Raw genomic sequence first — 26,445 nt, forward strand, 5'->3', positions numbered from 1 at the left:
TCACGCCTCCATGCCCGCCAGGCCAAAGCGCCCCCTGGCCGCGGCCAGATAGGCTTCTCTGAGCCCGGGCGCGGCCAGTTCCTCTGCCCAGAGCAGATAGGGCATCTTCAGGCAATTCTCACGGATGGCCTCGGCTTTTGCCTGTCGCGTGGCCACCAGAGTCCGGGCATCCTGCATCCAGAGATCGCAGAGCCGATCCGTGAAGGCCTGGGCCCTGTGCGACGCACGGTGCGCCTCATCGATTTTCGCCAGGGCCGTCCGGCCGATATATGCCGCCAGAGGGGGATTGTTCAGCAAAAATTCGATGCGGTACAACGCATCCCCCACATCATCGGGCGCATAGCCCACCAGATGCTCGCCGTCCACAAAAAGTTGCGCCAGGCCATGCCCCACGCGCGGCGTCACCAGGCAACCGCCACAGCCCATGGCCTCAAAGACCCGGAAATTCAAATCTCCGTGCTCGCAATGGTTCAGCAGCACCCGGCCCTGGGGATACAGCTCGCGATAATTGCCGCGCGTCACATGCAGGCCCGGCAGGCGCTGCCCCAGCGCCTCAAGAAAAGCCGCGCGGCGCGGCAGATCGGCGTTGACCGTGCCCACAAAGAGGCAGTCCCAGCGTTTGGGCGCGGCAGGATCGGGGCGATCCGCATCCCCGGCAAAGGGCGGGGACCACCAGATCCGTTCCGGGGGCAGATACGGGCCCGCGAACCGGGCCAGATGATCGCGCAGGGAAAGCAGACAGGCGTCAAAACCCTGGGCATACAGCGGCTGCCAGCTATGGATATGCGAATCCACACCGTAAAAGACCGTCAGGCAGGGAAAACGCTCCATGCCCAGCACAAAGGGCGGGCGGCTCTTGTCGGCCACAACCAGCACGTCCGGCGTAAATCCGGCCAGGCGCACCAGTTCCTCCCAACAGAAGACGCGGGCGTCTTCAAAATTATACAGCGCCACATCCTGCCAGCCGCAGGATTGCAAAGCCGGGCCGAAAAAAGGACTGCCAATCCATAGCAGACGTTGCATAGCCCCCCGGAGCGAAAAAGCTCATGTACGCGGAAAGGCACATGATCCGCGGCCTCTCCGCGCGTTATCGTATGCCGTTGCTTTCCCCGCAAGCGGCTCTTCCCAGCGATTATGACAACATAGCAAAATTATTGCGCATAATAATCAGATGCGTCAGCCCTGGGCAAGGGCCGCGAGGTTGCCAAACACGGCAAGATGCAATACCGTTGAAGCCTAGCCTTCACGCCCTCTGGCGTCAAGGCGCGAGATATTGCCATGTTGTTGACCGCCCGCCGCCTACGCTTTCTTGCACGCATTTTCCTGGCGCTGATTCTGTCGCTGTCGGCACTGCTCGGAGTGGCCGTTTATCTTTTGCAGCGCAATCCCGAAGCCCTTACCCGGCGCTTTCTGGACGAACTTTCCCAACGCACGGGCCTGACGTTCAGCGTGGAAGCCGTTGACGTGGTGATTTTTCCCATGCCTTCCATAGCCATCAGCAACGGCACGGTGGAAGGGCCGGATCTGCATTTTTCCGTGGCCTATGCCACCCTGCGCCCGGATTTTCCGGCTTTGCTGCGCGGGGAGCTCGCGCCGCGCAACATTTCCCTGCTGCGGCCCCGCCTGCGCGGCGGCATTGCTCTGCCTCTGGGCGATCCCCAGGCGCTCCTGGCGCACTTGCGCAAGGGCGGGGGCAAGCTGCCCACACTGCCCGACGACTGCCGCCTGACCATCGTCCAGGGCGAGGCCGATCTCACGGCAAGCGACAGATCCCGCCTGCAGCTCACAAATCTGCAGTGCCGCCTGGACACGGACGCGCCGGCCGGGATCAAGGGCCGCCTGCATCTGGGGACGGCTCTTTTACAACCGGTTGACGCCCCTCCCCTGCGGCTGGCCAATGTGCTGGCCGAGGGAAAAACCAGTCTGGCCGATCCTCTGACAGCCACGCCGCATCTCAAAGCAGGCGGCGCGCTGCGCCTGCCCGGCCGTCTGGATCGGCTCGACTTCAGCCTTCAACTTCAGGGCGGAACAGGCGGCTGGACAGCCGAAACAGCGCTGCGCGGCGAAGTGAGCAAGGATCAGGCCCTGCTGCCCTTCTTTTTGGAAGGCACGGCGGCCATGCGCAACAGCCGGGATCGGATCATCAATCTGGAACAGATCCGGCTCGGCCTCGGCCATGACAGCGGGCAGCTCAGCGCGGTTCTCAGGCTTGGCGATCCAGGCGCGGAGCAGGCCGCAACCGGCGGCGAGAGCACACTGGCGGACAAAGAAGACAGCAAAGGCCAGGACCAAAGCAGAGGCTTCGCCCTGGACGGGCGCTTGCTGCTGCACCGCGTCAGCCTGACGCAATGGCTTGGCTTTGCCCGCAATCTGGCGCCTGGTTTGCAGCTGGCGCTGGATAACATCACGGACGGCAGCCTGGATTTTCATCTTGACGGCCAGGGCCTTGTGGTGCCGCGCATTGTGGCGCACTGCGCAGGCAGCCGCTTTACCGGCTCCGGCGGCGTGCCCAGTTGGAAAAAACCGGAAGTGGTTCTGGATCTGAGCACCCGGCGCATCAACCTGGGCCTGGCCATTCCTGAGGCCGTGGGCAAGGCTCCCGACCATCCCTGGTTTCCGCATGCCACGCTGACCCCCATGCCGGGCGGCCCGCGCGAGCCCGGCGCCGTCGGCGTGGATTACAATATCCGTCTGGGCGCGCAGACCGTGGACTACGGCCCGCTCCTGCTCAACGAGGCCGAGGTTGTCATCCGGCAGGGCAAGATGGATAAAAACGGGCTGGAAGATACCCTGCTCTTCATAAACGGGCGGCTTTACAACGGCACGGTGAGCGGGGAAACCATTCTGGGCGGCGGCAGCCAGAGCCCGTATGCGATCAAGGTGAACTTCCGCGACGTGGAAGGCGCGCCGCTGGCGGCCGCTTTGGATGTGCTGCCCCTGACCCGCGGCCGCTTGCGGGCCGATGTGGAGATCATGAGCCAGGGCCAGACGCTCACGGAATTTCTGGATAAGCTCAGGGGCTCGGCAACAGTGCGCGCGGATCAGGGAGTTCTGCGCCTGTCCCGGTCGGGCGCAGGCGGCGTTGCACGCTTCAAAAGTCTGGAGGCCGGGCTCAGGCTGCGCGGCGGCACATGGGACAAACAGGGGCTTGGGCTGAACGGCCAGTGGCAAGGCCGCTTTGAGGGCGAAGGCCTGGACGCCCGCGCGGATCTCGACGGCATGATCCGGTTCAGCGGCGACGGCGGGGGCAACGGCAATCTTGATTTCCAAAACCTGCCCGGCTCGCTCTCCCTGCAAATGAGTCCCGATCGCAGTTCCCTGCCCCAGGGGCTGCATGCGGATCTGGCGGGCGAGTTTTCCTGCCGGGGAGCGCGCAATATGCTCTCCGTAAGCAATGCCCACGGCAACGCCCTGGGCATTGAGGCGCGTGGTCAGGCCCAGCTCGTCAACGGCAAGGGCGGGATGGCCTGGCAGGGCAACCTTTTTGCGCAGAGCGCCGATCTCGGCCGGACCCTGCGCCTGGCGCGCGGCCTGAATTTCAAACTTCCTTCCGGGCTGCGCGCAATGCGGCTGGAAGCCGACTTCAAGGGCGACGCCAACGAACTGGCGCTCAGCGGGATCCGCGCCAGGCTGGACCAAAGCAGCATCAGCGGCTCGTTTTTTGCCTCCTGGCGCGAGCAGTTGAGCCTTGCGTTCCAGCTCACGGTCGATGCGCTGGATCTGGACCGCTATCTTGACGCTCCGGGCCATGCGGCCAAACAGGCCTCTCCGGCGGTCGCGAGCGCGCCGGGAAAGCGCTGGGATCTGCGTTTTTTGCGTGAGTTCAACGCAGAAGGGGAACTGCGCATCAAGCTCCTGACCGCCTGGCGCTTCAGGCTTCAGGAGGCCAGATTTCCGATCAAGCTGGAGAACGGCCGCCTGACCTGCGCGCCTGTGACCGGGCGCTTTTACGGCGCGCCTCTGCAAAGCCGGGGCAGCATTGATTTCAATAACGGCCTGCGCTTTGCGAATTCCCTTTCCGTGGAAAATTTCGATCTGGGGGCGGCCAGCCGGGATCGGGGCGGCAGCGCCGCGCTGGGAGGCCGCGCGGGCCTCAGCTCCGAAATGCGGGCCAGCCTGACCGGCCCCGGCCAGTTGCCGGCCGCCCTGGACGGCAAGTGGCGATTCATGGTGCGCAACGGCTCATATCAGCAACGCGGCCCGGACGGGCGGCTCAAGGGCAAGCCCACGCTTTTCCGGACGGCCGGGGCATCGGGCGTCGTTACGGCCGGAATCGCCCGCAGCAGCGACTTTGATCTCCAGGGGCCCGGGCTGAAAGTCCACGGCGGCGGCTGGATCAATCTGAACACCGACACCCTGGACTGCACGTTCACGGTGAACATGAAAAATCTGCCTGATTTTCCCCTGCGGCTCTACGGCAGCCTGGACAACAGCAAGACCTCCATCGGCACGGGCAAATTGATTCTGAACACCCTGGGCGGCATTACGCAAGGTTTTGTGGATGTGCTCGGCGGCATTGTGCGGGGCACATGGCGGCTCTTTCGATAAAAAAGACGGAAAAGCCGCGCTGTACGCCGAGCGCCGCAAAGCCCGCCCTTTTGGCGCAACGCCGCCCCGACAACAGGCGCGGCAAATCCGCCATGTATGTGGCCTTGCGCTCCAACCCCGTTGACAGGATGCGCTTTCAAGGATAGAAAAGCAGATGCCTTTTGTACTTTTTTGCACAAATTTTCACGCTTCCGCCAAGGAGAGCAACGGTGAACATTCTGATTTTCGGACCCAACGGCAGCGGCAAGGGCACCCAGGGCAATCTGATCAAGCAAAAATACAATCTTGCCCATATCGAATCCGGAGCCATTTTCCGCGAGCATATCGGCGGCGGCACGGAACTCGGCAAAAAAGCCAAGGCCTATATTGACCGCGGCGACCTGGTTCCCGACGAGATCACCATCCCCATGGTTCTGGAAACGCTCAAGAGCAAAGGCAAAAACGGCTGGCTGCTGGACGGCTTCCCGCGCAATATGGTGCAGGCCGAAAAATTGTGGGAAGCCCTGCAGAAAGAAGGCCTCACGCTGGATTATGTGGTGGAGATCCTGCTGCCGCGCGAGACGGCCAAAAACCGGATCATGGGGCGCCGTCTGTGCAAGGAGAACAACAATCATCCCAACAACATCTTTATCGACGCCATCAAGCCGGACGGCGACAAGTGCCGCGTGTGCGGCGGCGAGTTGAGCTCCCGCAGCGACGATCAGGATGAAGCCGCCATCAACAAGCGCCACGACATCTACTACAACACCCAGGACGGCACCCTGGCCGCGGCCTATTTTTTCAAGAAACTGGCGGGCGAAGGCAAAACCAAATACATTGAGCTCAACGGCGAGGGAAGCATTGACTCGATCAAGGAGACGCTGCTCTCCAAACTGGCCTGAGCCGGACGTCGCCGCATACAAAAAGCCCCCCCCCTGCGGGGGCTTTTTTTAAGTGGCGCAGGGCGCACGCCTTCCCTTATCTAGCCGCCCAGATACGCTTCGCGCACATTGGCGTCGGCCAGCAGGCTTGCGGCGCGATCTTCCATGACCACATTGCCCACTTCCAGCACATAGCCGCGCGTGGCGAGCTTCAGGGCCGCGCGGGCGTTCTGCTCCACGAGCAGCACGGTGACGCCGCGCTCGTTGATGGTACGCACGGTTTCAAAGATGGAGCGCACCAGCAGGGGCGCCAGGCCCAGCGAAGGTTCGTCCAGCAGGAGCAGACGCGGTTCGGCCATCAGGGCCCGGCCGATGGCCAGCATCTGCTGCTCGCCGCCGGAAAGCGTGCCGGCCAGTTGTTCCCGGCGCTCCAGCAGGCGCGGAAACAAGTCGAAAATCCATTCCAGCGTGCGCTCGCTGCGCGCCGTGTCGCGGATGCAGAAGGCGCCCAGGCGCAGGTTTTCCAGCACGCTCATGGCCCCGAATACCCGGCGGCCCTCCGGGGACTGCGCAATGCCCAGCCTGACGACCTCATGGCTGGGCAGGCGCAAGAGATTCCGGCCTTCAAACAGAATTTCACCGGCACAGGGCCGCACCAATCCGCTGACGGAAAGCAGTGTCGTGCTTTTGCCCGCGCCGTTGGCTCCGAGCAGGGCGACTATCTCCCCCTCTTCCACGCGCAGATTGATGCCGTGCAGCACTTCCACGCTGCCGTAGCGCACCCGGATGTCTGAAAGCGTCAGCAAAGCCATGTCTCACCACTTCTCATCATCAACGCCGAGATAGGCCTCAATCACTGCCGGATGTCGCCGCATGGCCTCGGGCGCGCCCTCGGCGATCAGGGTGCCGTGCTCCAGAACCACCAATTTTTCACAGATCTGCATGACCAGGCGCATGTCGTGCTCAATGAGCAGCACGGTAATGCCCCGTTGGCGGATGGCCCGGATAATCTCCACCAGACCGGCGGTTTCCTGATCGTTCATGCCTCCGGCTGGTTCGTCCAGAATCAGCAAGCGGGGGTCCGAGGCCAGGGCGCGCGCGATTTCAAGCAAACGCTGGTTGCCGTAGGACAGGCCGCCCGCGGCCTCGGCATGGCGATCGGCCAGGCCCACAAAACGCAGTTCTTCCATGCAGCGGGCCACGGCGGCCCTTTCTTCACGCCGCTGGCCCCTTGTATGCAGCATACAGGCCAAAAGCCCGGCCTGCATCCGGCAATGCCGCCCGGCCAGCACGTTTTCCAGAACCGGCAGCTTGCCGAACAAACGGATGCTCTGAAACGTCCGCGCAATGCCCAGCTCCACAATCAAATGCGGCTTGAGGCCGGTAATGGATGCGCCCTCAAAGAAAATACGGCCGTTCTCGGGCGTGTAATTGCCGGTAATGCAGTTGAACACCGTGGTCTTGCCCGCCCCGTTGGGCCCGATCAGGCCCACAATGCTGCCCGCTTCCACCGAGAAGGAGAGATCATTGACCGCGATCAGGCCGCCAAAGATTTTGGTCACATCCTGCAAAGCCAGAAGACTCATGCGGGCCTCCCGGCGGCCGCGACACCGCCGCTTTCCCGATTCTTCCGGGCGCAAGGGCCTGGCGCGTCGGGAGAGGCGGGCGAGCCGCTTTCTCCGGCCAAGGGGTAACGGCGCGGCCTGGGCGGCAACAGGCCCTGCGGCCGCCAGATCATCATGATCATCATGGCCAGGCCGAAAATCAGCATACGCGCGTTGGAAAATTCACGCAGCACTTCCGGCAGGCCTATGAACAAAAACGCGCTGATCAGCACGCCCAACTGGCTGCCGCCGGAGAGGATGACCACCGCGAAAATGATCACCGATTCCATGAAATTGAAGGATTCCGGCGCGATAGTGGTCATTTTGGCCGCATAGAGCGTGCCGGCCATGCCGGCCCAGAACGCGCCCAGCACAAAGGCCGCGAGCTTATAGCGGGTGACGTTCACCCCGCAGCCCTCGGCCGCGATGTCGTCCTCCTTGATGTAGTTCAGCGCCCGCCCGAAGCGCGAGTGCCAGAGCCCGTAAAAGAGCAGCAGGCTCACCCCGGCCATGCCCCAGACCAGATAGTAAAACTGCACGCTCCTGACGATTCTGTAGCCCAAAAACTGCGGGCGGCTGATGCCGAAAATGCCGTTGGCCCCTCCGGTCAGGCCGAAGACGTCATTGATCAGGGCAATGCGCACGATCTCCACAATGCCGATGGTCACGATCAAGAGGTAGTCGCCGCGCAGATGAATGATCGGCCGGGCCACAATCAGGGCGAAGAGCGCGGCCGCGGCCCCGGCCAGCGGCATGGTCCAGAATATGGGCCACTGCTGCACAGTGTTCAGAATGGCCGTCACATACGCGCCCACGGCAAAAAAAGCCGCGTGCCCCATATGAAAAATGCCCGCCTGCCCCAGAATCACGTTCAGCGAGAGCGCCAGCAGGGCATAAAGCCCGATGCTCACGCACACATCCAGCCAGTAGGCGTTGCAGACAAGCGGCAAGGCGCAGAGCGTCAGCCCCAGGGCAATGCAGAACGGCGTGCGGCTCATAGCTTTTCCGCCGTGCGTTCGCCCAAAATGCCCGTGGGCCGGATGATCAGAATCAGAATCAGCACCAGAAAGGCAATGGCGTCCTTCCAGGCAATGGCGATATAGCCCGCGGCCAGGGCCTCTATCACGCCCAGCAGAAGGCCGCCGATCATGGCGCCGGGAATGTTGCCGATACCGCCCAGGATGGCGGCGGTAAAGGCCTTCAGCCCGTAGCCCCAGCCCATTGTGAAGTCGAGCTGGCCGTAGTAGATGCCCACCATCAGCCCGGCCGCGCCGCCCAGGCCCGGCCCGATCAGAAAAACCAGGGAAATCACCCGGTCCACATTGATGCCCATCAGCCGGGCCGCGCCCGGATCAATGGCCACGGCCCGCACGGCCGCGCCCATGCGGGTACGCTGGATGAAGGCCCAGAGCCCGATCATCAGCAGCACACTGGCCGCAATGACCAGCAGGCGCACGCCGGGCACCGCATAGCCCAGAAGATGCACGGTGAAATCCGGGCGCAGAAAGTCGGGATACACATAGACGCGCGCGCCGTAAATCAGCATGATCGCGTTCTGAAAAAAGATCGAGGCCCCCAGGGCCGAGACCACAGCCGAAAGACGACCGGCGGTGCGCAGAGGACGATAGGCGGCGCGCTCCAGCAGACAGCCGATCAGCGCCACCAGCAGGCCCACCATGACAAACACGGCCAGCACCGCCGCCACCGGGGGCAGCAGCCCGGCCAGGTTGCAGCTCACCAGCAGGGTCAGACCCAGGTACGCGCCGATGGTGAACAAATCCCCGTGCGCAAAGTTGATCAGCTTGAGCACGCCGTACACCATGGTGTAGCCCAGGGCCACCAGCGCGTAAATGCCGCCCACGGCAAGGCCGTTCAGAAGTTGCTGAAAGAATTGTTCCATAGTGTCCGTAGATGAGCGTCCCTGTCCGGCGCTTGCTTGGCGTATGCCTTCCGGATTTTGGGCGTATTTTATAAAAACAGCCGATCCCCCGCCGGCGTCAGGCCTGTTTTTCGGGGCGCGCGTAGTTTACGCGCGTCCAGGCTCCAAAAACAAGCCTTGCGTGCCGGCGGGGAAATATCTTCTTTTCACAAAATGCGTCCCCAACGTTGCCGTCGCCATATGGCAAGGCGGCTCAGGCCGCCACCGCAACCTACTCCGCCCGCATGGCCGGGGCGCGCCGCCGCGCGCGGGCCAAAGAAGCGACTGCCGCTATTTGGGTTGCAAAACGAAAACGCCCTTGCCGTCCACCTTGTAGGTGCGGTAAAACTCGCCCACGCGGTCGCCCTTGGCGTCAAAGCCCAGGGGACCGGAAAGACCCGGCAGATCCTTGAGCTGCTTGAGCCAGGCCGCCATCTGCGCGGGCTCGCTCTTGCCCGCGGCCAGAGCCGCTTCCACGGCCTTGTAAGCATCCCCGGCCAGCACGGCCCAGACCGAGACAGGCACGCTCTTGTGCCTGGCCTTGTAGGCAGCCAGGAAGTTCGCGGCTTCCGGCGTGTCCATGTCCTGCGGCAGGGGCGGGCTGATGAAAAAATACCCGGCAGCGGCCTCGGACCCGGCGATCTTGACCAGGTCCTGATGATTGGCCGCGTCGCCGCCCATCATGGGCACATCCCAGCCCATTTCCTTTTTCTGGCGCAGCAGCATGCCGGTTTCAGGATAATAGCCCGTGAAAAAAACCAGATCCGGCCCGGCGGCCTTGAGCTTGGTCAGAATGGCGGTGTAATCGCGCTCGCCCGGGGTCAGGGCGTCGTAAAACACCACCTTGACGCCCGCCTTGTCGAGGATGGCGCGGGTCTCCTCGGCCAGCCCCTTGGCATAGGAAGAATTATCATGCAGCAGGGCCACGGCCTTGTATCCGCCCCTGACAATGGCCGCGGCCGCGGACTTGCCCTGGGCGTCATCGCGCGGGCAGGTGCGGAAAAAGAACGGCAGCCCTTTTTCGGTCAGCCGCACGCTGGTGGAGCCCGTGCCGATCTGCACCAGGCCCGCCTCGTCCAGAATGTTCTGGCTGGCTTCGGTCACGGCCGAGCCATAGGTGCCAATCACGGCCACCACGCCGGCCGAGGCCAGCTTTTGCGCGGCCAGAGCCGCGCTGCGGGGATCGCCCGCGTCGTCTTCCACCACCAGCTCGATCTTCTGACCGTTGATGCCGCCCCTGCTGTTTGTTTCATCCACCAGCAGGGAGACGATGTTTTTCATATCCTGACCTTCAGAGGCCCACTTGCCCGTGAGCGGGCACATCAGGCCCACCTTGAGATCCGCGGCCACGGCCGCCGCGGGCAGAAACAGGGCAAGGGCAAGCGCGCCCAGCCAACGACCCGGTACTTTCATGGAATACCTCCATTCCGGTCAGCGCAGTTTTCAGGAAGCTGAGAGCTTACCCCAAAACAGGAGAAAGCAAAAGCCCCGGACGGCAACCTTTTCCGCGGGCCCTGCACGCGGGCTTTCCATCCCTGCCCGCCGGCCCGGCGCAAGCGGAGGCCGCGGGCCCGCGGCGAAAAAACGCGACAAAAAAAAGAGCCTCCCGGCGGCATTTCACTCCAGCCGCCCCTGTGAGGGGCAAGGCGGATTTTTTTCAATCAATTCCTGCAAGAAAACGGTAAACCTTGACAGCTAAAAAATTTTACCATAGAATACAATCTATATTATCAGCGGAGAAATGCCTTGATAAGGGGAAGTGTTGGAATGCGCCGCATTCCTCCCCTGCCGCACCGCTGAAAGCCGGCCTGTCCGGCGCGTTTTCACGGGCTACGCGCTGCCCCCTGCTCCGAACTTTCTGAACCTCCAGCAGCACCGATCGGCCGTCATTCTTAACCTGTACGCCAAGGAGGCCGTATGCGGTTCAGTTTTGATAAGGCCGCCTGCCAGAACATCCGCAGAGCATTACGCAAGGAATGGCTGCTGACCAACGGTTTGGGCGACTACGCAAGCAGCAGCATCCTGTGCTGCAATACACGCAAATATCACGGCCTGCTCACGGTCAACACCCCGCTGGGCCGCCATGTGCTGCTCTCCGCCCTGGAAGAGTCGGTGCGCGGCGGGGGCAAGGAATTTTTTCTGTCCACCCGGCAGCATCCCAACGTCCTGTACCCGGACGGGCATGAATACCTGGAAAGCTTCCGCCTCGATCAATGGCCGGAATTCACATACCGGGTGGGCGACGTGCACCTGCGCCGCGAAATATTTCTGCAGCGGGGCAAAAGCCGCCTGGTGCTGCGCTACTCCCTCAAAGGCCGTTCCGAGCTGCCGCCGTTGAGCCTGCGTCTCAAGCCTCTCCTGGCCTATCGGCATTTTCATGCCCTGACACGCGCCAACCCGCAGGTGCAGACAAACGTCGAAACCGTGCCCCAGGGATTCAGAATCGAGCCCTATGCGGGCCTGCCGCCGCTCTTTTTCCAGGTGCACGGCGCGTTCACCTTCACCGCCTCGCCGGACTGGTTTCACAATGTGGAATATTTTCAGGAGCAGGAACGCGGCTTCCCCGCCGAGGAAGATCTTTTCCAGCCCGGCATTCTGGACATCCCCCTGCCGCCGCTGCCCGAGGGCGGCAGCGTCTATCTGGCCGTCGGCGTGGAGCCCGTGGAGCAAGACCTGGAGGAACTGTGGGAAGCGGAAAGCCGATCCCGCATCAGGGCGCACAAAGCCGGCGGCGGGCTGATCGGCAATCTGGCCCAGATGGGCCGCCAGTTCTGCATTGAGACGCCTTCCCGCACTCCCGCGGTGCTGGCCGGGTATCATTGGTTCGACGCCTGGGGCCGGGACACGCTGATCGCCCTGCCGGGCCTGGCCTTTTACGGCGGCCGCAGCGAGTTCGGGTTGCGCGTTCTGGCGCAGGTGGCCAAAAGCCTGAAAAACGGGCTGGTGCCCAATTTCTTCGCCGAGGACGGCAGGCACGCCTACAATTCGGCCGACGCCGCGCTCTGGTATGCCTGGGCCGTGCAATGCTATCTGAAGGAAAATCCCGACGGCCTTGCCTGGATACGGGAATATGCCTGGCCCGCGCTCAAGGCTATTGTCAAAGGCTACCGCGCCGGGCCGGGCATGGGCATCTTTGTGGATGAAAAGGGGCTGCTGCACGCGGGCGATGAAAAAACCCAGCTTACCTGGATGGACGCCCAGGCCGACGGCAGGCCCGTGACGCCGCGCCACGGCTGCCCGGTGGAGCTCAACGCCCTCTGGTACAACACCCTGGCCTTTGTGGATTTTCTGGCCGCCAAATTCCACGAGCCCACATGGGACGAAACGCAGGCCCTGCGCGATCTGCGGGTCAGCTTTTTCGAGCATTTCTGGGTCGCGCGCGGCGGCGGCTATCTGGGCGACGTCTGGCGTGACGGCTTTCTGGATCAGAGCGTGCGGCCCAACCAGATTTTCGCGGTCTCTCTGCCCTATCCCGTGCTGGAAGAAAGCTATCAGGCTTCAGTGGTGGAATGCGTGCGCAACAAACTGCTCACGCCTTTCGGGCTGCGCACTCTTGCGCCCGACGATCCCGGGTACAAGGGCCGCTACGAGGGCGGCCCGGCGGCTCGCGATGCCGCGTACCACCAGGGCACGGTCTGGCCCTGGCTGCTCGGCCATTACGGCGACGCCCTGCTGCGCGTGGCCTGGGACGTGGACGGCGCGGCGCAGGGCCTGCTTGACACCCTGACCCCGCTGTACTGCGATCACCTGACCGACGCGGGGCTGGCGAGCATTTCAGAAATTTTCGACGCATCCCCCCCATACAGACCCAACGGCACTATTGCCCAGGCCTGGAGCGTGGCGGAATGCCTGCGTCTCCTGATCCTGCTCAAGCGGGCGGCGCCCCCGGTCTATGCCGCCTGGGAAGAACGTGCTGTCTATCGCCTGGCTCATCCTGTTTCCGGGGATACGGCCGGGGTCTGCAGAGTCACCATGACGCTTGGAAACAACACAGAAAACACTACCGTCGGCACGCGCTGAGCTGGTCTTTAACAAGCGCGGTTGCCCGTAAACAAGGAAAAAATAATGCGAGTGCTCATGTTCGGCTGGGAGTTTCCGCCGCATATCAGCGGCGGTCTGGGCACAGCCTGTTTCGGCATGACCCAGGCCCTGGCCAAAAAAGGCGCGGAGATCATCTTTGTGCTGCCGCGCACCGGCGACGGCGGCCGGAATGACTTTTTGCGGCTGGAATCCGCATCCGGCACGCCCATCAGCGTTGCTACGGCGGAACGCGTGCGCCGGGCCGGGCACGATGTCTGGCAAAGCAATATCCGTTTCCTGCCGGTGGACAGCCCGCTTTCTCCCTATATCACCCCGCAGGGCTACAGCGAATCCCTGCAATGGCTCTCACGCACGCCTGACGGCGAATCCCTGCGCCTGCATCATAACGCGCCGTTCACGTTTCAGCTCAAGGGCGGCTACGGGCCGGATCTGATGAGCGAAGTGCGGCGCTACAGCCGCCTGGCGGCGGCCATTTCCCTGCGCGAGCGCTTTGACGTGATCCATGTGCACGACTGGATGACCTACCCGGCCGGCATGCTGGCCAAAACCCTGACCGGCAAGCCTCTGGTGGCCCATATCCACGCCACGGAATACGACCGCAGCGGCGAAAACGTCAACGAGCAGGTGGCGTCCATTGAGCGCGCCGGCCTGCTGGCCGCGGATCTCGTGGTGGCCGTGAGCCGGCTGACCCGCAAGACCGTCATTGAACGGTACGGCGTGCCCGCGGAAAAAGTGGTTGTGGTCTACAATGCCGTGGCCCGCCACGAGGTGGAGCGCCATTACGTCATCCCGCCGCGTATCAGGCACGAAAAACGGGTGCTCTTTCTGGGCCGCGTCACCTTTCAGAAGGGGCCGGAATATTTCATGGAAGCGGCGCGGCTGGTGCTGAATCGCATCCCCAACGCGCGTTTTTTCATGGCCGGGAGCGGCGACATGCTGCCTCAACTGATCCGCCGCGCCGGGCAGTTGCGCATCGGGCAGCGTTTCCATTTCGCCGGCTTTCTGCGCGGCGAGGATGTGGATCGCATGTTCGCCCTGAGCGATCTCTATGTCATGCCTTCAGTCTCCGAGCCCTTCGGCATCACCCCGCTGGAAGCCATGCTCTACGATGTGCCGGTGCTTCTCTCGCGCCAGTCCGGCGTTTCCGAAGTATTAAAGCACGCCTTGAAGGCTGATTTCTGGGATATCCGCGACATGGCCGACAAAATCTGCGCGGTTCTGCGTTATCCCTGCCTGGCTCAGGAACTGGTGAAAAACTGCCGTGAAGAAATGAAGTCCATCCGCTGGGAAAACGCCGCGGATCAACTGATGGCCGCTTACCGCAGCGTATCCGGAGGTAACTGATGCCCGCGCTCTGTCTTTGCTTTGAGGTTCATGAGCCGTACAGGCTGCGCCGCTATACTGTTTTCGACATGGGCCAGAACTCGATCTATGAGGACGACGATCGCAACTGTGACGCCCTGCTGTATGCGGCGCGGACCTGCTATCTGCCCATGAATGATTTGTTGCTCAAAATGATCCGCCGCCACTCGCAGGACTTCAAGGTGGCCCTTTCCATTTCCGGCACCGCGCTTGATCAATTCGAGCAGTACGCGCCCGAAGTCCTGGACGGCTTCAAGGCTTTGGCCGACACGGGCTGCGTGGAATTCATGGCCGAAACCGCGCCGCACTCCCTGGCCTTTCTGTATTCCAGGGAGGAATTCGAGATCCAGGTCAGGGAGCAGTGCGCCCGCATCAAAAGCCTGTTCGGGAAAAAGCCCGTGACCTTCCGCCACACGGAATTTGTCTACAACAACGATCTGGCCGCGGCGCTGGAAAAAGACGGTTTCAAAACCGTACTGGCCGAAGGCGCGGATCATGTGCTCGGCTGGCGCAGTCCCAATTATGTGTACCGTCCTGTCTCCGCTCAGAAGCTGCGGCTCTTGCTGCGCAACTCTGCCCTCTCCACGGACATCGGCCTGCGCTTCAGCAACCGCGACTGGAACGAATGGCCCCTCACGGCCGAAAAGTTCGCCTCCTGGTGTCACAGCCTCGCGGGTTCGGCGGAAATTATCAACATATTCAATGATTACCATGTATTCGGATTGCGTCACAACCGGGATTCAGGCATTTTCGACTTTATGGAGGCCCTGCCCGCGGCCATTCTTGGACACAAGGATTTCAGCTTCCTCACGCCCGAACAGGTAAGCCGGAAAATCGCCCCGGTGGGCGAGGTGGACGTGCCCGATTTCATGTCCTGGGCTGATGAGGAGCGCGATCTTACCGCCTGGCTCGGCAACGACATGCAAAAGGACGCCATCCACGCCCTCTACGGTCTCACCGGCCGCGTGCGCAAGCTGGGAGCCCCGGATTTGCTGCATGATTTTCAACGCTTGCAAACCTCGGATCATTTCCATTATATTTCCACCAAGTGGTTTGCCGGGTATCTGCCGGATCGGGCCAATCCCTTCGGCAGCCCGTATGACGCGTACATCACCTATATGAATGTGCTGGCCGATTTTGAAATGCGCCTTGCCGCGGCGGAGCACGCCGCCCTGAACGCGGCCAAACCGCGCTCGCGGGCTGAAGCGGGCACAGCCGGGCGCAAGGCAGCAGCCAACGCGAAGTCACGCCCCCCAGCGGCGGAAAAGGCTGCCAAAGCCGAGAAAAAACCCGCGAACCCCGGCAAAAAAGCCGCGGCAAAGCCCAAGCCCTCTCCAGGCCGGAAAACTGCCGAAGGCACGGCAAAGCCCAAGGCCGCGCCGGCCAAAAAAGCCGCCGGGGCCGCGCCCAAAAGCGCTCTCACGCTCAACGGCGGAAAGAGAAAAATGTCCTGAGCGTCTGCGAGCGGGCTTCAGCAAGCCCGCGCACAGAGCCAGAGCAATTTCACTTTGAAATTGCTCTGGCGGCCGCGGGAGCGGACGCCCGCGTTTTCACCCCGGCGTTTTTGCTGTCGCGCTCCCCTGCGTCATGTTGCCGCGCCCCGGAGCAGATTGCCTTTGAAATGTTGCGCTTTTGCAAAGGCTCATGCAGCCGGCAGCCTGGGCAGGTTGGAAAACGACGGCGGCAAAGCCGCGCTGTCGGCCGCCTGACGCCATGAGCCTGTCAATAACCGAGCGGATCCGCGGGTCCGTTTTAAGGAGCCTTTATGGATTTCGACAACGTCCCTGTAACCCTCTTTGAAGTGAGTTGGGAAGTTTGCAACAAGGTCGGGGGCATCTACACCGTGGTCAGCAGCAAGGCCCTGCAGGCCGTGGAGACCTTCGGCGAGGATTATTTTCTCCTGGGCCCGGCCCTGCAACAGAACGCGGACTTTGAAGAAACCGACGAGCATATCTGGGACTCCCTGCGGCTTGTTCTGAACAGCCGGGATCTCAAATGCCGCCTGGGCCGCTGGAACATACCGGGCAGGCCCAAAGCCATTCTGGTGGACTTTTCCAAACGCTACGCCACCAACCAACTGCTCTACGATCTCTGGAAAAATTACGGCGTGGATTCGCTTTCCGGCGGCTGGGACTATACTGAGCCGGTGATGTTCGCCACGGCCTGCGGCGAAGTGATCGCCGCGATACATGAAAGTCTGGTGCATCCCCTGGGCGGCCGCTCGGTGGGGCTTTTTCACGAATGGATGTGCGGCGCCGGGCTGCTGACCGTGAAAAAAATGGCGCCGGAAGTGGGCACGGTCTTTACCACCCACGCCACCATCCTCGGCCGCTCCCTGGCCGGCGCCGGACGCGATATTTACAGCAACCTGCGCGGCATCAACCCGGCCAATGAGGCCGCGGCCGCAAACATCACGGCCAAATGGTCCATGGAAAGCGCCTCGGCCCGCGAGGCAGACGCTTTCACCACCGTGAGCCCGATCACCAGCGAGGAATCCACGGTGCTTCTGGGCCGCCAGCCCGACGTGATCACGGTTAACGGCCTGGACATGGCCGTGATTCCCGATTTTTCGGAAGATCGCCGCGAACCCCTGGCAAACCGCGCCAAAATCCTGGAGGCGGCCGGCCGCTTCCTGCGCTGCAAAATGCCGGAAAACACCCGCATTTTCGCCATTTCCGGGCGCTACGAGATGCACAACAAGGGCGTCGACGTCTTTTTGGAAGCCCTGGCCCGCGCGGATCAAAACCTGGCGGGCACGGAAACCTCGATCCTGGTGCTCTGCCTGGTCATGGGCGGCCACACCGGCGTGAACCCGGCCGCGGTTTCCGGCGATCCCGCGGCCAACGACAACGGGCGGCCCTTCATCAGCACCCATTTCGTCTGGAACGCGCCGCAGGATCCGATCATCAACGCCTGCCGCCGTCTGGGTCTGGACAACAGTTGCGACAAGCACGTCAAGGTGATCTTTGTGCCGGCCATGCTGGACGGCAACGACGGTTTCCTGAACATGCCCTATGAACAGGTCATCGCGGCCTGCGACATCGGCTTCTTCCCTTCCTGGTACGAGCCCTGGGGCTATACCCCGCAGGAATGCGCGGCCTGGTCCGTGCCGACCCTGACCACGGATCTTTCGGGCTTCGGCATGTGGGCCCGCCAACTTACCCAGGAATGGACCGAGCCGCGGCCCGGCGTGCAGGTGATGCCCCGGCGCGGCAGCAACTTTGATCAAACCGTGGCGGCCCTGCACGAGTATGTGCTTCAGGGCGCGGCCTGCCCGCCGGATGAGCTGGCCCTGTGGCGCAAAAACGCGCGCGCCGTGGCCGAGCAGACGTCCTGGAGCTACTTTTTCGACAACTATCTTCAGGCCTTCCGGCTGGCGCTGGAAAAGGCCGCGGAGCGCGGCAGCCATGAGCTGAACAGCCGCGAGTCCCTGAACCGGATTCTTACGGCCTCCTGTTCTGTGACGCCCTTTCTGCGGCCGATCATGGCCGTGGCCGAAGTGCCCAAGGCCCTTGCGCGCCTGCGCGAGCTGGCTGCAAACCTCTGGTGGTGCTGGCACGACAATGCCAAAGCCCTGTTCATGGCCATGAGCCCCCAGCTTTGGGACGAATGCCGCAACCCCATCCGGATGATCGAAGAGGCTGCCCCGGAACGCCTCAATTACCTGATCTCCAATGAGGAATACATGCGGCTCTACAACGAGACGCTGGCCGAGTTCGACGCCTATATGGCCGAGCCGCAACGCGCCCTGAGCGAAAACGTGACGCCCGATCATCCCATTGCCTATTTCTCCACCGAGTACGGGCTGCATGAGTCCATTCCCATTTATTCCGGCGGGTTGGGCGTGCTTTCCGGGGATCATCTGAAATCCGCCTCGGATATGGGCGTGCCGCTGATCGGCATCGGCCTGCTCTACAAGAACGGCTATTTCAAACAGGAAATCGACCCCAACGGCCGTCAGATAGCCCAGTACCCCCTGAACAACTTCGGGCAACTGCCCGTCAGGCTGGTCTATGACGACGCGGGCGCGCCCGTCTTTGTCCAACTGGAGCTGCCCGGGCGGATTCTTTTTGCCCGCGTCTGGAAAATGCAGGTGGGGCGCGTCACTCTCTACCTCATGGACACGGACACCCGCCGCAATACCGAAGAAGACCGCCAGATTACCGACAAGCTGTATGAGGCCAACCGCGAAATACGGCTCTTGCAGGAAATGCTGCTGGGCATGGGCGGCATGCGCCTGATCCGCACCCTGGGCCTTGCCCCGCATGTCTACCATATGAATGAAGGCCATTCGGCCTTTATGGTCATTGAGCGCCTGCAGGAATGCATGAGCATGGGCATGAGCTATGACGAGGCCGCGGTACGGGTGCGCTCCAATACGGTGTTTACCACGCATACCCCGGTGCCTGCGGGCAACGAGGCCTTTTCGCTGGATCTCATGGGCCGCTATTTCGGCGGCATTGCCGCCAGTCTGGGCCTTTCCTGGCAGCAGTTCGTGCAGCTCGGCCAGATGGAGGGCGGCAACAGCCAGGCGTTTGAAATGACCGTTCTGGCCCTGCGCCTTTCGGGCAAGGCCAACGGCGTGAGCCGCCTGCACGGCGAGGTTTCGCGCCACATGTGGAACAAGCTCTGGAAAAGCCTGCCCCTGGCCGAGACGCCCATCGGCCATGTGACCAACGGCGTGCATACGCCCTCCTATGTGGGCATGCATATGCACGAGCTTCTCAATCAATACCTGGGCCCGGACTGGCTTTCGGCCCGGCCGGACTCCCCGGTCTGGGACAAGGTGGACGCCATCCCGGACGAGCAGTACTGGACGACGCGCATGACCCAGAAAGAGGATCTTCTGGACTTTCTGCGCGCGCGCATTCCGGGCTTTGCGCAAAAATTCAAGCTCGCCAGAGCCCAGCAAGAGCGGATGGAGAGCCTGCTCAAACCCAACACCCTGATTATCGGTTTTGCCCGGCGCTTTGCGCCCTACAAGCGGGCCACCCTGCTCTTTGCCGATCCCGACAGGCTGGCGCGGATTCTGAACACTCCCCAGCGTCCGGTCTGCCTCGTCTTTGCGGGCAAGGCGCACCCGGCCGACGAAGCGGGGATCAATCTGATCCAGGAAGTGCTGCGCATGAGCCAGGACGAGCGTTTTCTGGGCCGGATCTTCTTTATTGAAGATTACAGCCTGGCAGTCTCCCGGGTCATGTCCCAGGGCTGCGACGTCTGGCTGAACACCCCGCGCCGCCCGCATGAGGCATCGGGCACCAGCGGCATGAAGCTGACGGTCAACGGCGGCATCAATCTGAGCATATCCGACGGCTGGTGGTGCGAGGGCTATAACCGGCAAAACGGCTGGACCATCGGCCCGGTGGTCACCACCGAACTGCCCAGCGGCGAGCAGAACGACTACGCGGATGCCGAATCCCTCTATTCCCTGCTGGAGACAGCCGTGCTGCCGCTCTACTTCGACACTGACAGCGCCGGGCTGCCCGCCAGTTGGATCGCCATGTCCAAGCGCTCCCTGAAAAGCCTTACAGCCATGTACAGCAGCAACCGCATGCTCCATGACTATATCCAGCAGGCCTATCTGCCGAGCGCCAAACGCCGCGACCTCCTGGCCGAAAACGACTGGGCGCTCTGCCGCGAGCTGGCGGCCTGGCTGAGCAACCTGCCGGTACGCTTCGGCACGGTGAAGATGGAAGAGATCATCATCAGCGGCGCGGACGGCAACACCATGACCTGCGGCGAGCCGATCAGCGTGCGGGTGCACGCGCATCTGGGCGAGATGCAGCCCGAGGAAATCCTGGCTCAACTGGTCATCGGCCCGGCCCACGGCAACGGCAACTTCCGCCAACCGCCGGAAGTGTTGCGCCTGCGGCCCCGGCAGTCCGAGAACGGCATGGAATACTCCGTGACCTATATCCCCACGCACAGCGGGCATTACCGCTACGGCATCAGGCTTCTGCCCGTGCATAAGGGCCTGGGGACGCCCCTGGACACCGGCCTGGTGCTCTGGGGATAAAAACGCGCGGCTTGCCCTGCGCGTGCAGGGCAAGGCATGATTTAGAGCGTTTTGCTAATTTTATTAGCAAAACGCTCTAACTTATTTTTTTGATTGAAAATATTCATTTTCAATCAAAAAAACGCTCTAATAGGTCAGGGCCTGCGGCAGCACGCAGAAGGTTGCCGGGGCGCCGGGCGTCAGGCGGCCGCCTGCGGCAAGGCCCAGAGCCGCCGCGCCGTTGACCGTCAAAAGCCGCACCAGGGCTTCCGGGGGCACGTCCAGGGTTTCGCGCAGATAGACGGCCTCCCGGCGCACATCCAGATCGCTGTTGGAGGTCAGCCCGTCCGTGCCCAGACAGAGCAGGCCGCCGTTTTCCATCAACGCGCGCACCGGCGGCGTGCCCACGCCCAGATTGCGGTTGGAGCGCGGGCAAAGGCACAAGGCCGTGCCCCCTGCGGCCAGAGCTTCCACCTCCTGCGCGTCCAGCTGCACCCCGTGCACAGCCAACGCGCCCGGCCCCAGAAGGCCGAGCGAGGCCGCATAGGCCAGGGGCCGCATGCCCGGCGGCCGCCAGCCTTGCGGCAAGACCACATTTTCGTAGCAGTCGCGCAAGGGGCCGTCGCCCGTGGTCAGCAATTGCGTTTCTTCCGGCGATTCGGCCAAATGGAAGCTGAAAACCTTGCCGCGCGCCGCGCAGGCCTTTCGCGCCGCGCGCAGCACGTCTGGAGCCGTGGAATACAGGGCATGCCCGGCAGGCGCGCAGCGGGCCGCCAGAAAAGGCTGTGCAGCCAGGGCGGCGCGGCAGCGCGGCGGCCAGGGGCGCGCATCATCCACAAAGGGCGGCCCGAAGCCGAACCATTCGCAGAAATGGCTCACGTCCAGGCCCATCTCGCGGCAGGCTTTGTCCGCCAGGGCCAGACCGCGGGCCAGAGAGCCGGTCACATTGCCCGCATGCGCCGTGCCCGTGCCCGCCAGATCCGCGCAGGCGCTTGCCAGAGCCTCGGCCACCTCATTCTCTGAGGATGCGCCAAGCAGCGGGATGAGGCTCGCCAGCCAGGGCGTGAAGCCCTTGCCCCAGAGCGTGCGCCCGGCCAGGTGCGAGAGCTCCAGATGCAGATGCGCGTTGACGCAGCCCGGCGCCAGACAGACCGGCCCCACGTCGCGCACGCGCGCGCCAACGGGCAGACGGGCCTGCGCCCAGGGGCGCACGTCTTCCACCAGCCCGCCGCGCACCAGGATCACGGCGTTGTCGATCTTTTTCAGGGCCGCGAAAAGCTGCGCGCCTCTGGCCGGGCTTTCGCCGGCCAGGGTCAGCACGCTTTTGGCCCGGATGGCCAGAACCGGCGCAGTCATGGCTTGCCCCGCCCGCTGGTCTCAATAACTTCTGCGGGCAAACTGGCCGCCGGAGACGTAAAACGTATTTTCCACGATGAAGAGCGCATGAGGATCAATGGCATAGACCAGATTTTCCAAACGCTTGAGAGCCACATTGTTGGTCACGGTGAGCAGAATTTCGCGATCCGAGCCGGAATAGGCCCCCTTGCCCCGCAGCATGGTGGCCCCGAAACGCTCGCTGACCAGAATGCCCTCGCCGATTTCCTCGCCGTGATCGGAAATGATCAGCACCAGCTTGCGCCGGTTGAACATGCCCAGCACATATTCCAGGGTATTGGCGGAAATGAACATCATGATCATGGAAGCCACGATCAGATCCAGCGAAAGGCGGAACGCGCCGATCATGAAAATCAGGGCGTTGACCCCGAAACTGAACTGGCCGATGGGGATGTTCCAGCGCTCTTTCAGGGCCACGGCAATAATGTCCGTGCCGCCGCCGCTGCCCAGGGTGCGCAGCATGATGCCCACGCCCGCGCCGTGCAGCACCCCGGCCACCACAGCGGCGTAAAGCTCGTTGTCCACGGGTATCCGGAAGGTGATGAACATGCCGAACACAAAGGTGCAGACCGTGCCGTAGGCCGTATAGAGCAAAAAACGCCGCCCCACGAAAAACCAGCCCCATACGCAGATCGGCACGGAGAGCAGCAGATACCAGCTCAGGGGCGTGAGCAGATCCGTGCAGTACCAGATCAGCAGCGCCACGCCCAGAATGCCCCCGGCCAGAAAGTCGTGCGGCGCGGCCACGCTCTGAATGCAGACGGTCACCAGCAGCGCGCCCAGCGTGAGCCAGAGCAGATTCCACCAGACGGATTCGGCCAGCCGGCGATTATAGGTATACAGCTTCATCTTCTCTCTTGTGCGCCCGCAAAAGGGCAGGCAGCTTTTCGGATCCGGTCCATGCCGCGGGCAGCAAAGCGGCGGGAAGGCGGATTGCCGCGCCCTGTGCCGTGAAGCCGCGCTTTTTGCGCGGGCCCCCTACGGGAACCCTACAGGATGCCCCAGAGCATTTTCATGGCCACGATGATCAGAAAAACGGCAAAAGCGCGCTTGAGTTTGGCCGTGGGCAGGGAGTGGGAAAGCCGGGCCCCCAGCGGGGCCGTGAGATAACTGGCCACGGCAATGCCCAACAGGGCCCAGAGATGCACGAAACCCAGGGTGTACGCGGGCAGATCCGGCCGCCCCCAGCCGCCGATGATGTAACTCAGAGAGCCTGCCACGGCAATGGGAAAGCCGATGGCCGCCGAGGTGCCCACCGCTTCATGCAGGGGAACATTGCAAAAACTCATGAAAGGCACGGAGAGCGTGCCGCCGCCGATGCCCACAAAGCTCGAAATCAGGCCGATGCCCGTTCCCGCGGCGCTGGTGCCGGGAAAGCCGGGCATATTGCGGCTGGCCGGGGGCCGGTAGTTGGAAAGCATCTGAGCCGAAACCACCATCAGAAAGCAGATGAAGAATATCTTCAGAAAAAGCGTGGGCATGTGCGTGGCCACCAGGCCGCCCGCAAAGGTGCCCAGCAGGATGCCCGGCGTGATGTTGCGGAAAATGTCCCAGTGCACGGCCCCCCGCGCGTTGTGGGCGCGGGCGCTGGAAATGGAAGTGATCACGATGCTGGCCAGCGAGGTGCCCAGGGCCAGCTGCTGCACATACTGCGGCGGCACGCCCTGGGAAGGAAAGATGGCCACCAGCATGGGCACGATCACAATGCCGCCGCCCACGCCCAGAAGCCCGGCCAGCACGCCCGCCACCGCGCCACAGCAAAGATAGACCGCAAGAGAAAGTAGCATGGATGTCTCCTGAAAATGTGAAAAAGGGGCCGGAACCTGTCCGCTTTTCATCGGAAGCATCCGGAAAAAACGCTCCGGGAATACGCGCTGTGCAGCCCGCGCCGGGTGATTTGCGACGCACCCGGCCAGACCGGCACAAAGCCTTCCGTTTCCTGGAAGTCATTGCAGGAATGACTTCTCCTGTCAGGCGAGAGCCTGACGCGGCGGCATAGCCGCCGGGAACGAGCCGAAAACCGCGTTTTTTGGCGAAGTGCCCCGCATACATCGTCCAGAGGGCGATTTGTAAGATAAGTTCTAGTCAAAGCCCTTCCCAGCGTCAACAGACTTTTTTCTTTACAAAGCTCCGCAGCGCGCCTAACATTTTTGGCATGAAGCCGTTTGAAGCGCATCTGCCGAAAATTTCCGGGCCCAGACCGAAACATGCCGGAACGGCCGGATGCTTCGGCATTTCCGGGTCCGCGAGCTGTTTGTTTTTCATTTTCCCCGTTGACGCCAGCGGGGCTTTTTTTTAACCGCGAGGGCCCGCGCCCATGACTACCGACAACCGCTATCACTGGCCTCACAAGGATCTGCTGGACGTCACCCAGTTGAGCAGGGAGGACGTGCTGCATGTGCTGGATCTGGCCGCCCGCTTCCGGGAAATCAACCGCCGCCCCATCAAGAAGGTGCCCACGCTCAAGGGCAAGACCGTGGTGCTTTTTTTTGTGGAAAACAGCACCCGCACCAAAACTTCCTTTGACGTGGCGGGCAAGCGCCTGTCCGCCGATACCTATTCCCTTGCCAGAACCGGCTCCAGCCTGAACAAGGGCGAAAGCCTCAAGGACACGGCCCTGACCTTGCAGGCCATGGGGCCGGACGTGATCGTGATCCGCCACTCCAGCAGCGGCGCGGCGGCCTTTCTGGCCGATCTGCTGCCCTGCGGCATCGTCAACGGGGGCGACGGCTGGCACGCCCACCCCACCCAGGCCCTTCTGGACTGCTTCAGCCTGCGCGAGACCTGGGGCGACGACTTCGCCGGACGCAGCCTGTTGATTCTGGGCGACATCGCGCACAGCCGGGTGGCCCGCTCCAATGTGCATCTGCTCAGCCTGCTTGGGGTCAAGGTCCGGCTCTGCGCGCCGCGCACCCTGCTGCCCGCGGGCGTGGAAACCTGGCCGGTGGAGGTCTTTTGCGATCTGCGCAGCGCCGTGCGCGACGTGGACGCGGTCATGTGCCTGCGCCTGCAACTGGAACGCCAGCAGGCCGGGCTCTTGCCGGATCTGGCCGAATACTCGCGCCGCTTCTGCCTGGGCCCGGCGCATCTGGCCCTGGCTCGGCCCGATGCCAAAGTGCTGCACCCCGGCCCCTTGAACCGGGGTCTGGAAATCTCCCCTGAAATAGCCGACGCGCCCGCCAGCCTGGTGCTCAACCAGGTGGCCGCGGGCGTGGCCACGCGCATGGCCGTGCTCTATCTGCTGGCCAGGCGCGACGCGGCAGGAGAGCAAGAGGGAAACTGCTGACCCGGCGGCAGGCCCGCAGGCGCGACGGTTGCGCCGCCCGGCGCGGCCACACGCCTGAATTGCGGGCGCGGTCGCCGCTCAAACAGTCTGGCAGCTCCCGCAGCGGGCTTTGTCAACATTCGGAGGAAACAAGGCATGACGCTCTGCATCAAAAACGCCCGCCACCTGGAAGCGCCGGTGGATTTGCTTGTACACGGGGCAGAAATTCTGACCATGACCCCGGCCGGCCATCATCCCGCGCCCGAGGGCTGCGAAGTTTTCGACGCGCGCGGGCTTGTGCTGATGCCCAGTCTGATCGACGCGCATGTCCATTTGCGCGAGCCGGGCTTTGAATACAAGGAGGATATTGCCTCCGGCCTTGCCGCAGCGGCCCACGGGGGCTTTGGCGCGGTGCTGTGCATGGCCAACACCAGGCCGGTCAACGATACGGCCAGCGTGACGCGCTTCATGCTCGACCGGGCGCGGAGCAGTCACCCGCACGGCCCGCGCCTGTATCCTGTTGCGGCGGCCAGCGTGGGCCTCAGGGGCGAAGAAATGGCCCCCCTGGCCGAACTCAGGGAAGCGGGCTGCGTTGCGGTTTCCAATGACGGCCGCCCCCTGGAAAATACGGAACTTCTGCGCCGTATCATGGAATACGCGGCCGATTTGGGCCTGATTCTCATTGATCACTGCGAGGATCCCTGGCTGGGCAGGGGCTGGCTGATGAACGAAGGCCCGGCCAGCGGCTTGCTGGGCGTCAAGGGGCAACCCGGCGTGGGCGAGGCCGTGCAGGCCGCGCGCGACGTCATGCTGGCCGAATACCTCCATGTGCCGGTGCATATCGCCCATGTTTCCAGCAGGCTGACCCTGGAGGTGATCGCCTGGGCCAAGGCGCGCGGCGTGAAAGTCAGCGCCGAGACCTGCCCCCATTACCTGCTTTTGGACGAAAGCGCGCTGGAGGGCTACAACACCGCGGCCAAAGTCAGCCCGCCCCTGCGCGCGCCCGAGGATCGCGAAGCCCTGCGCCGCGCGGTCAAAGACGGGCTGATCGACATTCTGGTCACGGATCACGCCCCGCACGCGGCCCAGGAAAAGGAAAGCACGCTGGATGAGGCCCCTTGCGGGCTTAGCGGCCTGGATCTGGCCGTCAGCCTGACCTGGAGCCTGGTGGCCCAGGGCGTGCTGAGCGAGGCGGATCTGCAACGCCTCTGGTGCCGGAGCCCGGCCGAAATTTTTCATTTGCCCTGGAACGGCTTTGCCCCGGGCGATCCCGCGGATTTCTTTCTGCTGGATCCGGACGAGACCTGGATCCCCGGCCCGGAAACCATGTTTTCCAAAAGCCGCAACACTCCCTTTCTGGGGCAGACGTTGCGCGGCCGCGTCAAGCACCATTGGCTCGGCGGCGCGCGCCTGTTCTGAACGCATCCATGACTCAACGCCAACCATTGAAGCAAGGT

17 protein-coding genes are annotated in these 26,445 nt (G+C 63.0%); 8 read left to right on the forward strand and 9 right to left on the reverse strand.

The features are described from left to right. Positions 1-1,023 carry a glycosyltransferase gene (locus G7Y51_RS05600; RefSeq protein WP_165175396.1) on the reverse strand — a complete coding sequence of 341 codons (1,023 nt, stop codon included), beginning with the start codon at positions 1,021-1,023 and terminating at the stop codon, positions 1-3. A gap of 255 nt (positions 1,024-1,278) precedes the next feature. On the opposite strand from G7Y51_RS05600, the gene G7Y51_RS05605 reads away from it, so the two are divergent. Both G7Y51_RS05605 and G7Y51_RS05610 read left to right on the forward strand, forming a co-directional pair. After that, a complete protein-coding gene (locus tag G7Y51_RS05605) occupies positions 1,279-4,548 on the forward strand; it encodes an AsmA-like C-terminal region-containing protein (RefSeq protein ID WP_165175398.1) in 3,270 nt (1,089 codons plus the stop codon). A 209-nt stretch (positions 4,549-4,757) separates the two neighbouring features. Then, the gene (locus tag G7Y51_RS05610; RefSeq protein WP_165175400.1) at positions 4,758-5,429 is read left to right on the forward strand and encodes an adenylate kinase; all 672 of its coding nucleotides are present in this window, start codon (positions 4,758-4,760) and stop codon (positions 5,427-5,429) included. A gap of 80 nt (positions 5,430-5,509) precedes the next feature. On the opposite strand, the gene G7Y51_RS05615 is transcribed toward G7Y51_RS05610, so the two are convergent. From G7Y51_RS05615 to G7Y51_RS05635, 5 genes are all read right to left on the reverse strand, one after another. Then, positions 5,510-6,220, reverse strand: a complete 711-nt coding sequence (locus G7Y51_RS05615; RefSeq protein WP_165071468.1) for an ABC transporter ATP-binding protein — start codon at positions 6,218-6,220, stop codon at positions 5,510-5,512. Between the two features lie 3 nt (positions 6,221-6,223). Further along, positions 6,224-6,994, reverse strand: coding sequence for an ABC transporter ATP-binding protein (locus G7Y51_RS05620; RefSeq protein WP_165175402.1), 771 nt, complete (start codon positions 6,992-6,994; stop codon positions 6,224-6,226). Beyond that, a complete protein-coding gene (locus G7Y51_RS05625; protein WP_241160145.1) occupies positions 6,991-8,010 on the reverse strand; it encodes a branched-chain amino acid ABC transporter permease in 1,020 nt (339 codons plus the stop codon). Before G7Y51_RS05625 ends, G7Y51_RS05620 begins: the two co-directional genes overlap by 4 nt. After that, on the reverse strand, positions 8,007-8,912 hold the full coding sequence (locus G7Y51_RS05630) for a branched-chain amino acid ABC transporter permease (protein WP_165175404.1): 906 nt from the start codon (positions 8,910-8,912) through the stop codon (positions 8,007-8,009). Before G7Y51_RS05630 ends, G7Y51_RS05625 begins: the two co-directional genes overlap by 4 nt. Positions 8,913-9,221: 309 nt before the next feature. Beyond that, positions 9,222-10,343 (reverse strand): branched-chain amino acid ABC transporter substrate-binding protein, encoded by a 1,122-nt coding sequence (locus G7Y51_RS05635; RefSeq protein ID WP_165175406.1) that lies wholly within the window; start codon positions 10,341-10,343, stop codon positions 9,222-9,224. Positions 10,344-10,847: 504 nt separating this feature from the next. Here G7Y51_RS05635 and G7Y51_RS05640 point away from each other — a divergent pair. The 4 genes from G7Y51_RS05640 to glgP all read left to right on the forward strand — a co-directional run bounded on the left by G7Y51_RS05640 (position 10,848) and on the right by glgP (position 20,349). After that, entirely contained in the window at positions 10,848-12,950 is a 2,103-nt protein-coding gene (locus G7Y51_RS05640) for an amylo-alpha-1,6-glucosidase (protein ID WP_165175408.1), read from the forward strand. A gap of 45 nt (positions 12,951-12,995) precedes the next feature. Next, complete coding sequence (locus G7Y51_RS05645; RefSeq protein ID WP_165175410.1) at positions 12,996-14,315, forward strand: glycosyltransferase family 4 protein; 1,320 nt, start codon at positions 12,996-12,998, stop codon at positions 14,313-14,315. Continuing rightward, entirely contained in the window at positions 14,315-15,787 is a 1,473-nt protein-coding gene (locus tag G7Y51_RS05650; protein WP_165175412.1) for a glycoside hydrolase family 57 protein, read from the forward strand. The genes G7Y51_RS05645 and G7Y51_RS05650 overlap by 1 nt, the downstream gene beginning before the upstream one ends. Positions 15,788-16,098: 311 nt before the next feature. Further along, positions 16,099-20,349: an alpha-glucan family phosphorylase gene (gene glgP / locus G7Y51_RS05655; RefSeq protein WP_165175414.1), complete on the forward strand. Its 4,251-nt coding sequence runs from the start codon at positions 16,099-16,101 to the stop codon at positions 20,347-20,349. 126 nt (positions 20,350-20,475) lie between these two features. Here glgP and G7Y51_RS05660 read toward each other — a convergent pair whose 3' ends face one another. From G7Y51_RS05660 to G7Y51_RS05670, 3 genes are all read right to left on the reverse strand, one after another. Then, the gene (locus G7Y51_RS05660) at positions 20,476-21,684 is read right to left on the reverse strand and encodes an amidohydrolase family protein (RefSeq protein ID WP_165175416.1); all 1,209 of its coding nucleotides are present in this window, start codon (positions 21,682-21,684) and stop codon (positions 20,476-20,478) included. A gap of 21 nt (positions 21,685-21,705) precedes the next feature. Continuing rightward, the gene (locus G7Y51_RS05665; protein WP_165071443.1) at positions 21,706-22,572 is read right to left on the reverse strand and encodes a YitT family protein; all 867 of its coding nucleotides are present in this window, start codon (positions 22,570-22,572) and stop codon (positions 21,706-21,708) included. A gap of 140 nt (positions 22,573-22,712) precedes the next feature. Next, the gene (locus tag G7Y51_RS05670) at positions 22,713-23,510 is read right to left on the reverse strand and encodes a sulfite exporter TauE/SafE family protein (protein ID WP_165175420.1); all 798 of its coding nucleotides are present in this window, start codon (positions 23,508-23,510) and stop codon (positions 22,713-22,715) included. A 530-nt stretch (positions 23,511-24,040) separates the two neighbouring features. On the opposite strand from G7Y51_RS05670, the gene G7Y51_RS05675 reads away from it, so the two are divergent. Next, complete coding sequence (locus G7Y51_RS05675; protein WP_165175422.1) at positions 24,041-25,009, forward strand: aspartate carbamoyltransferase catalytic subunit; 969 nt, start codon at positions 24,041-24,043, stop codon at positions 25,007-25,009. A 135-nt stretch (positions 25,010-25,144) separates the two neighbouring features. Continuing rightward, positions 25,145-26,407, forward strand: a complete 1,263-nt coding sequence (locus G7Y51_RS05680) for a dihydroorotase (protein ID WP_165175426.1) — start codon at positions 25,145-25,147, stop codon at positions 26,405-26,407. Positions 26,408-26,445: the final 38 nt, after the last annotated feature.

The organism is Desulfovibrio sp. ZJ369 (assembly GCF_011039085.1).
Classification (GTDB): domain Bacteria; phylum Desulfobacterota; class Desulfovibrionia; order Desulfovibrionales; family Desulfovibrionaceae; genus Desulfovibrio.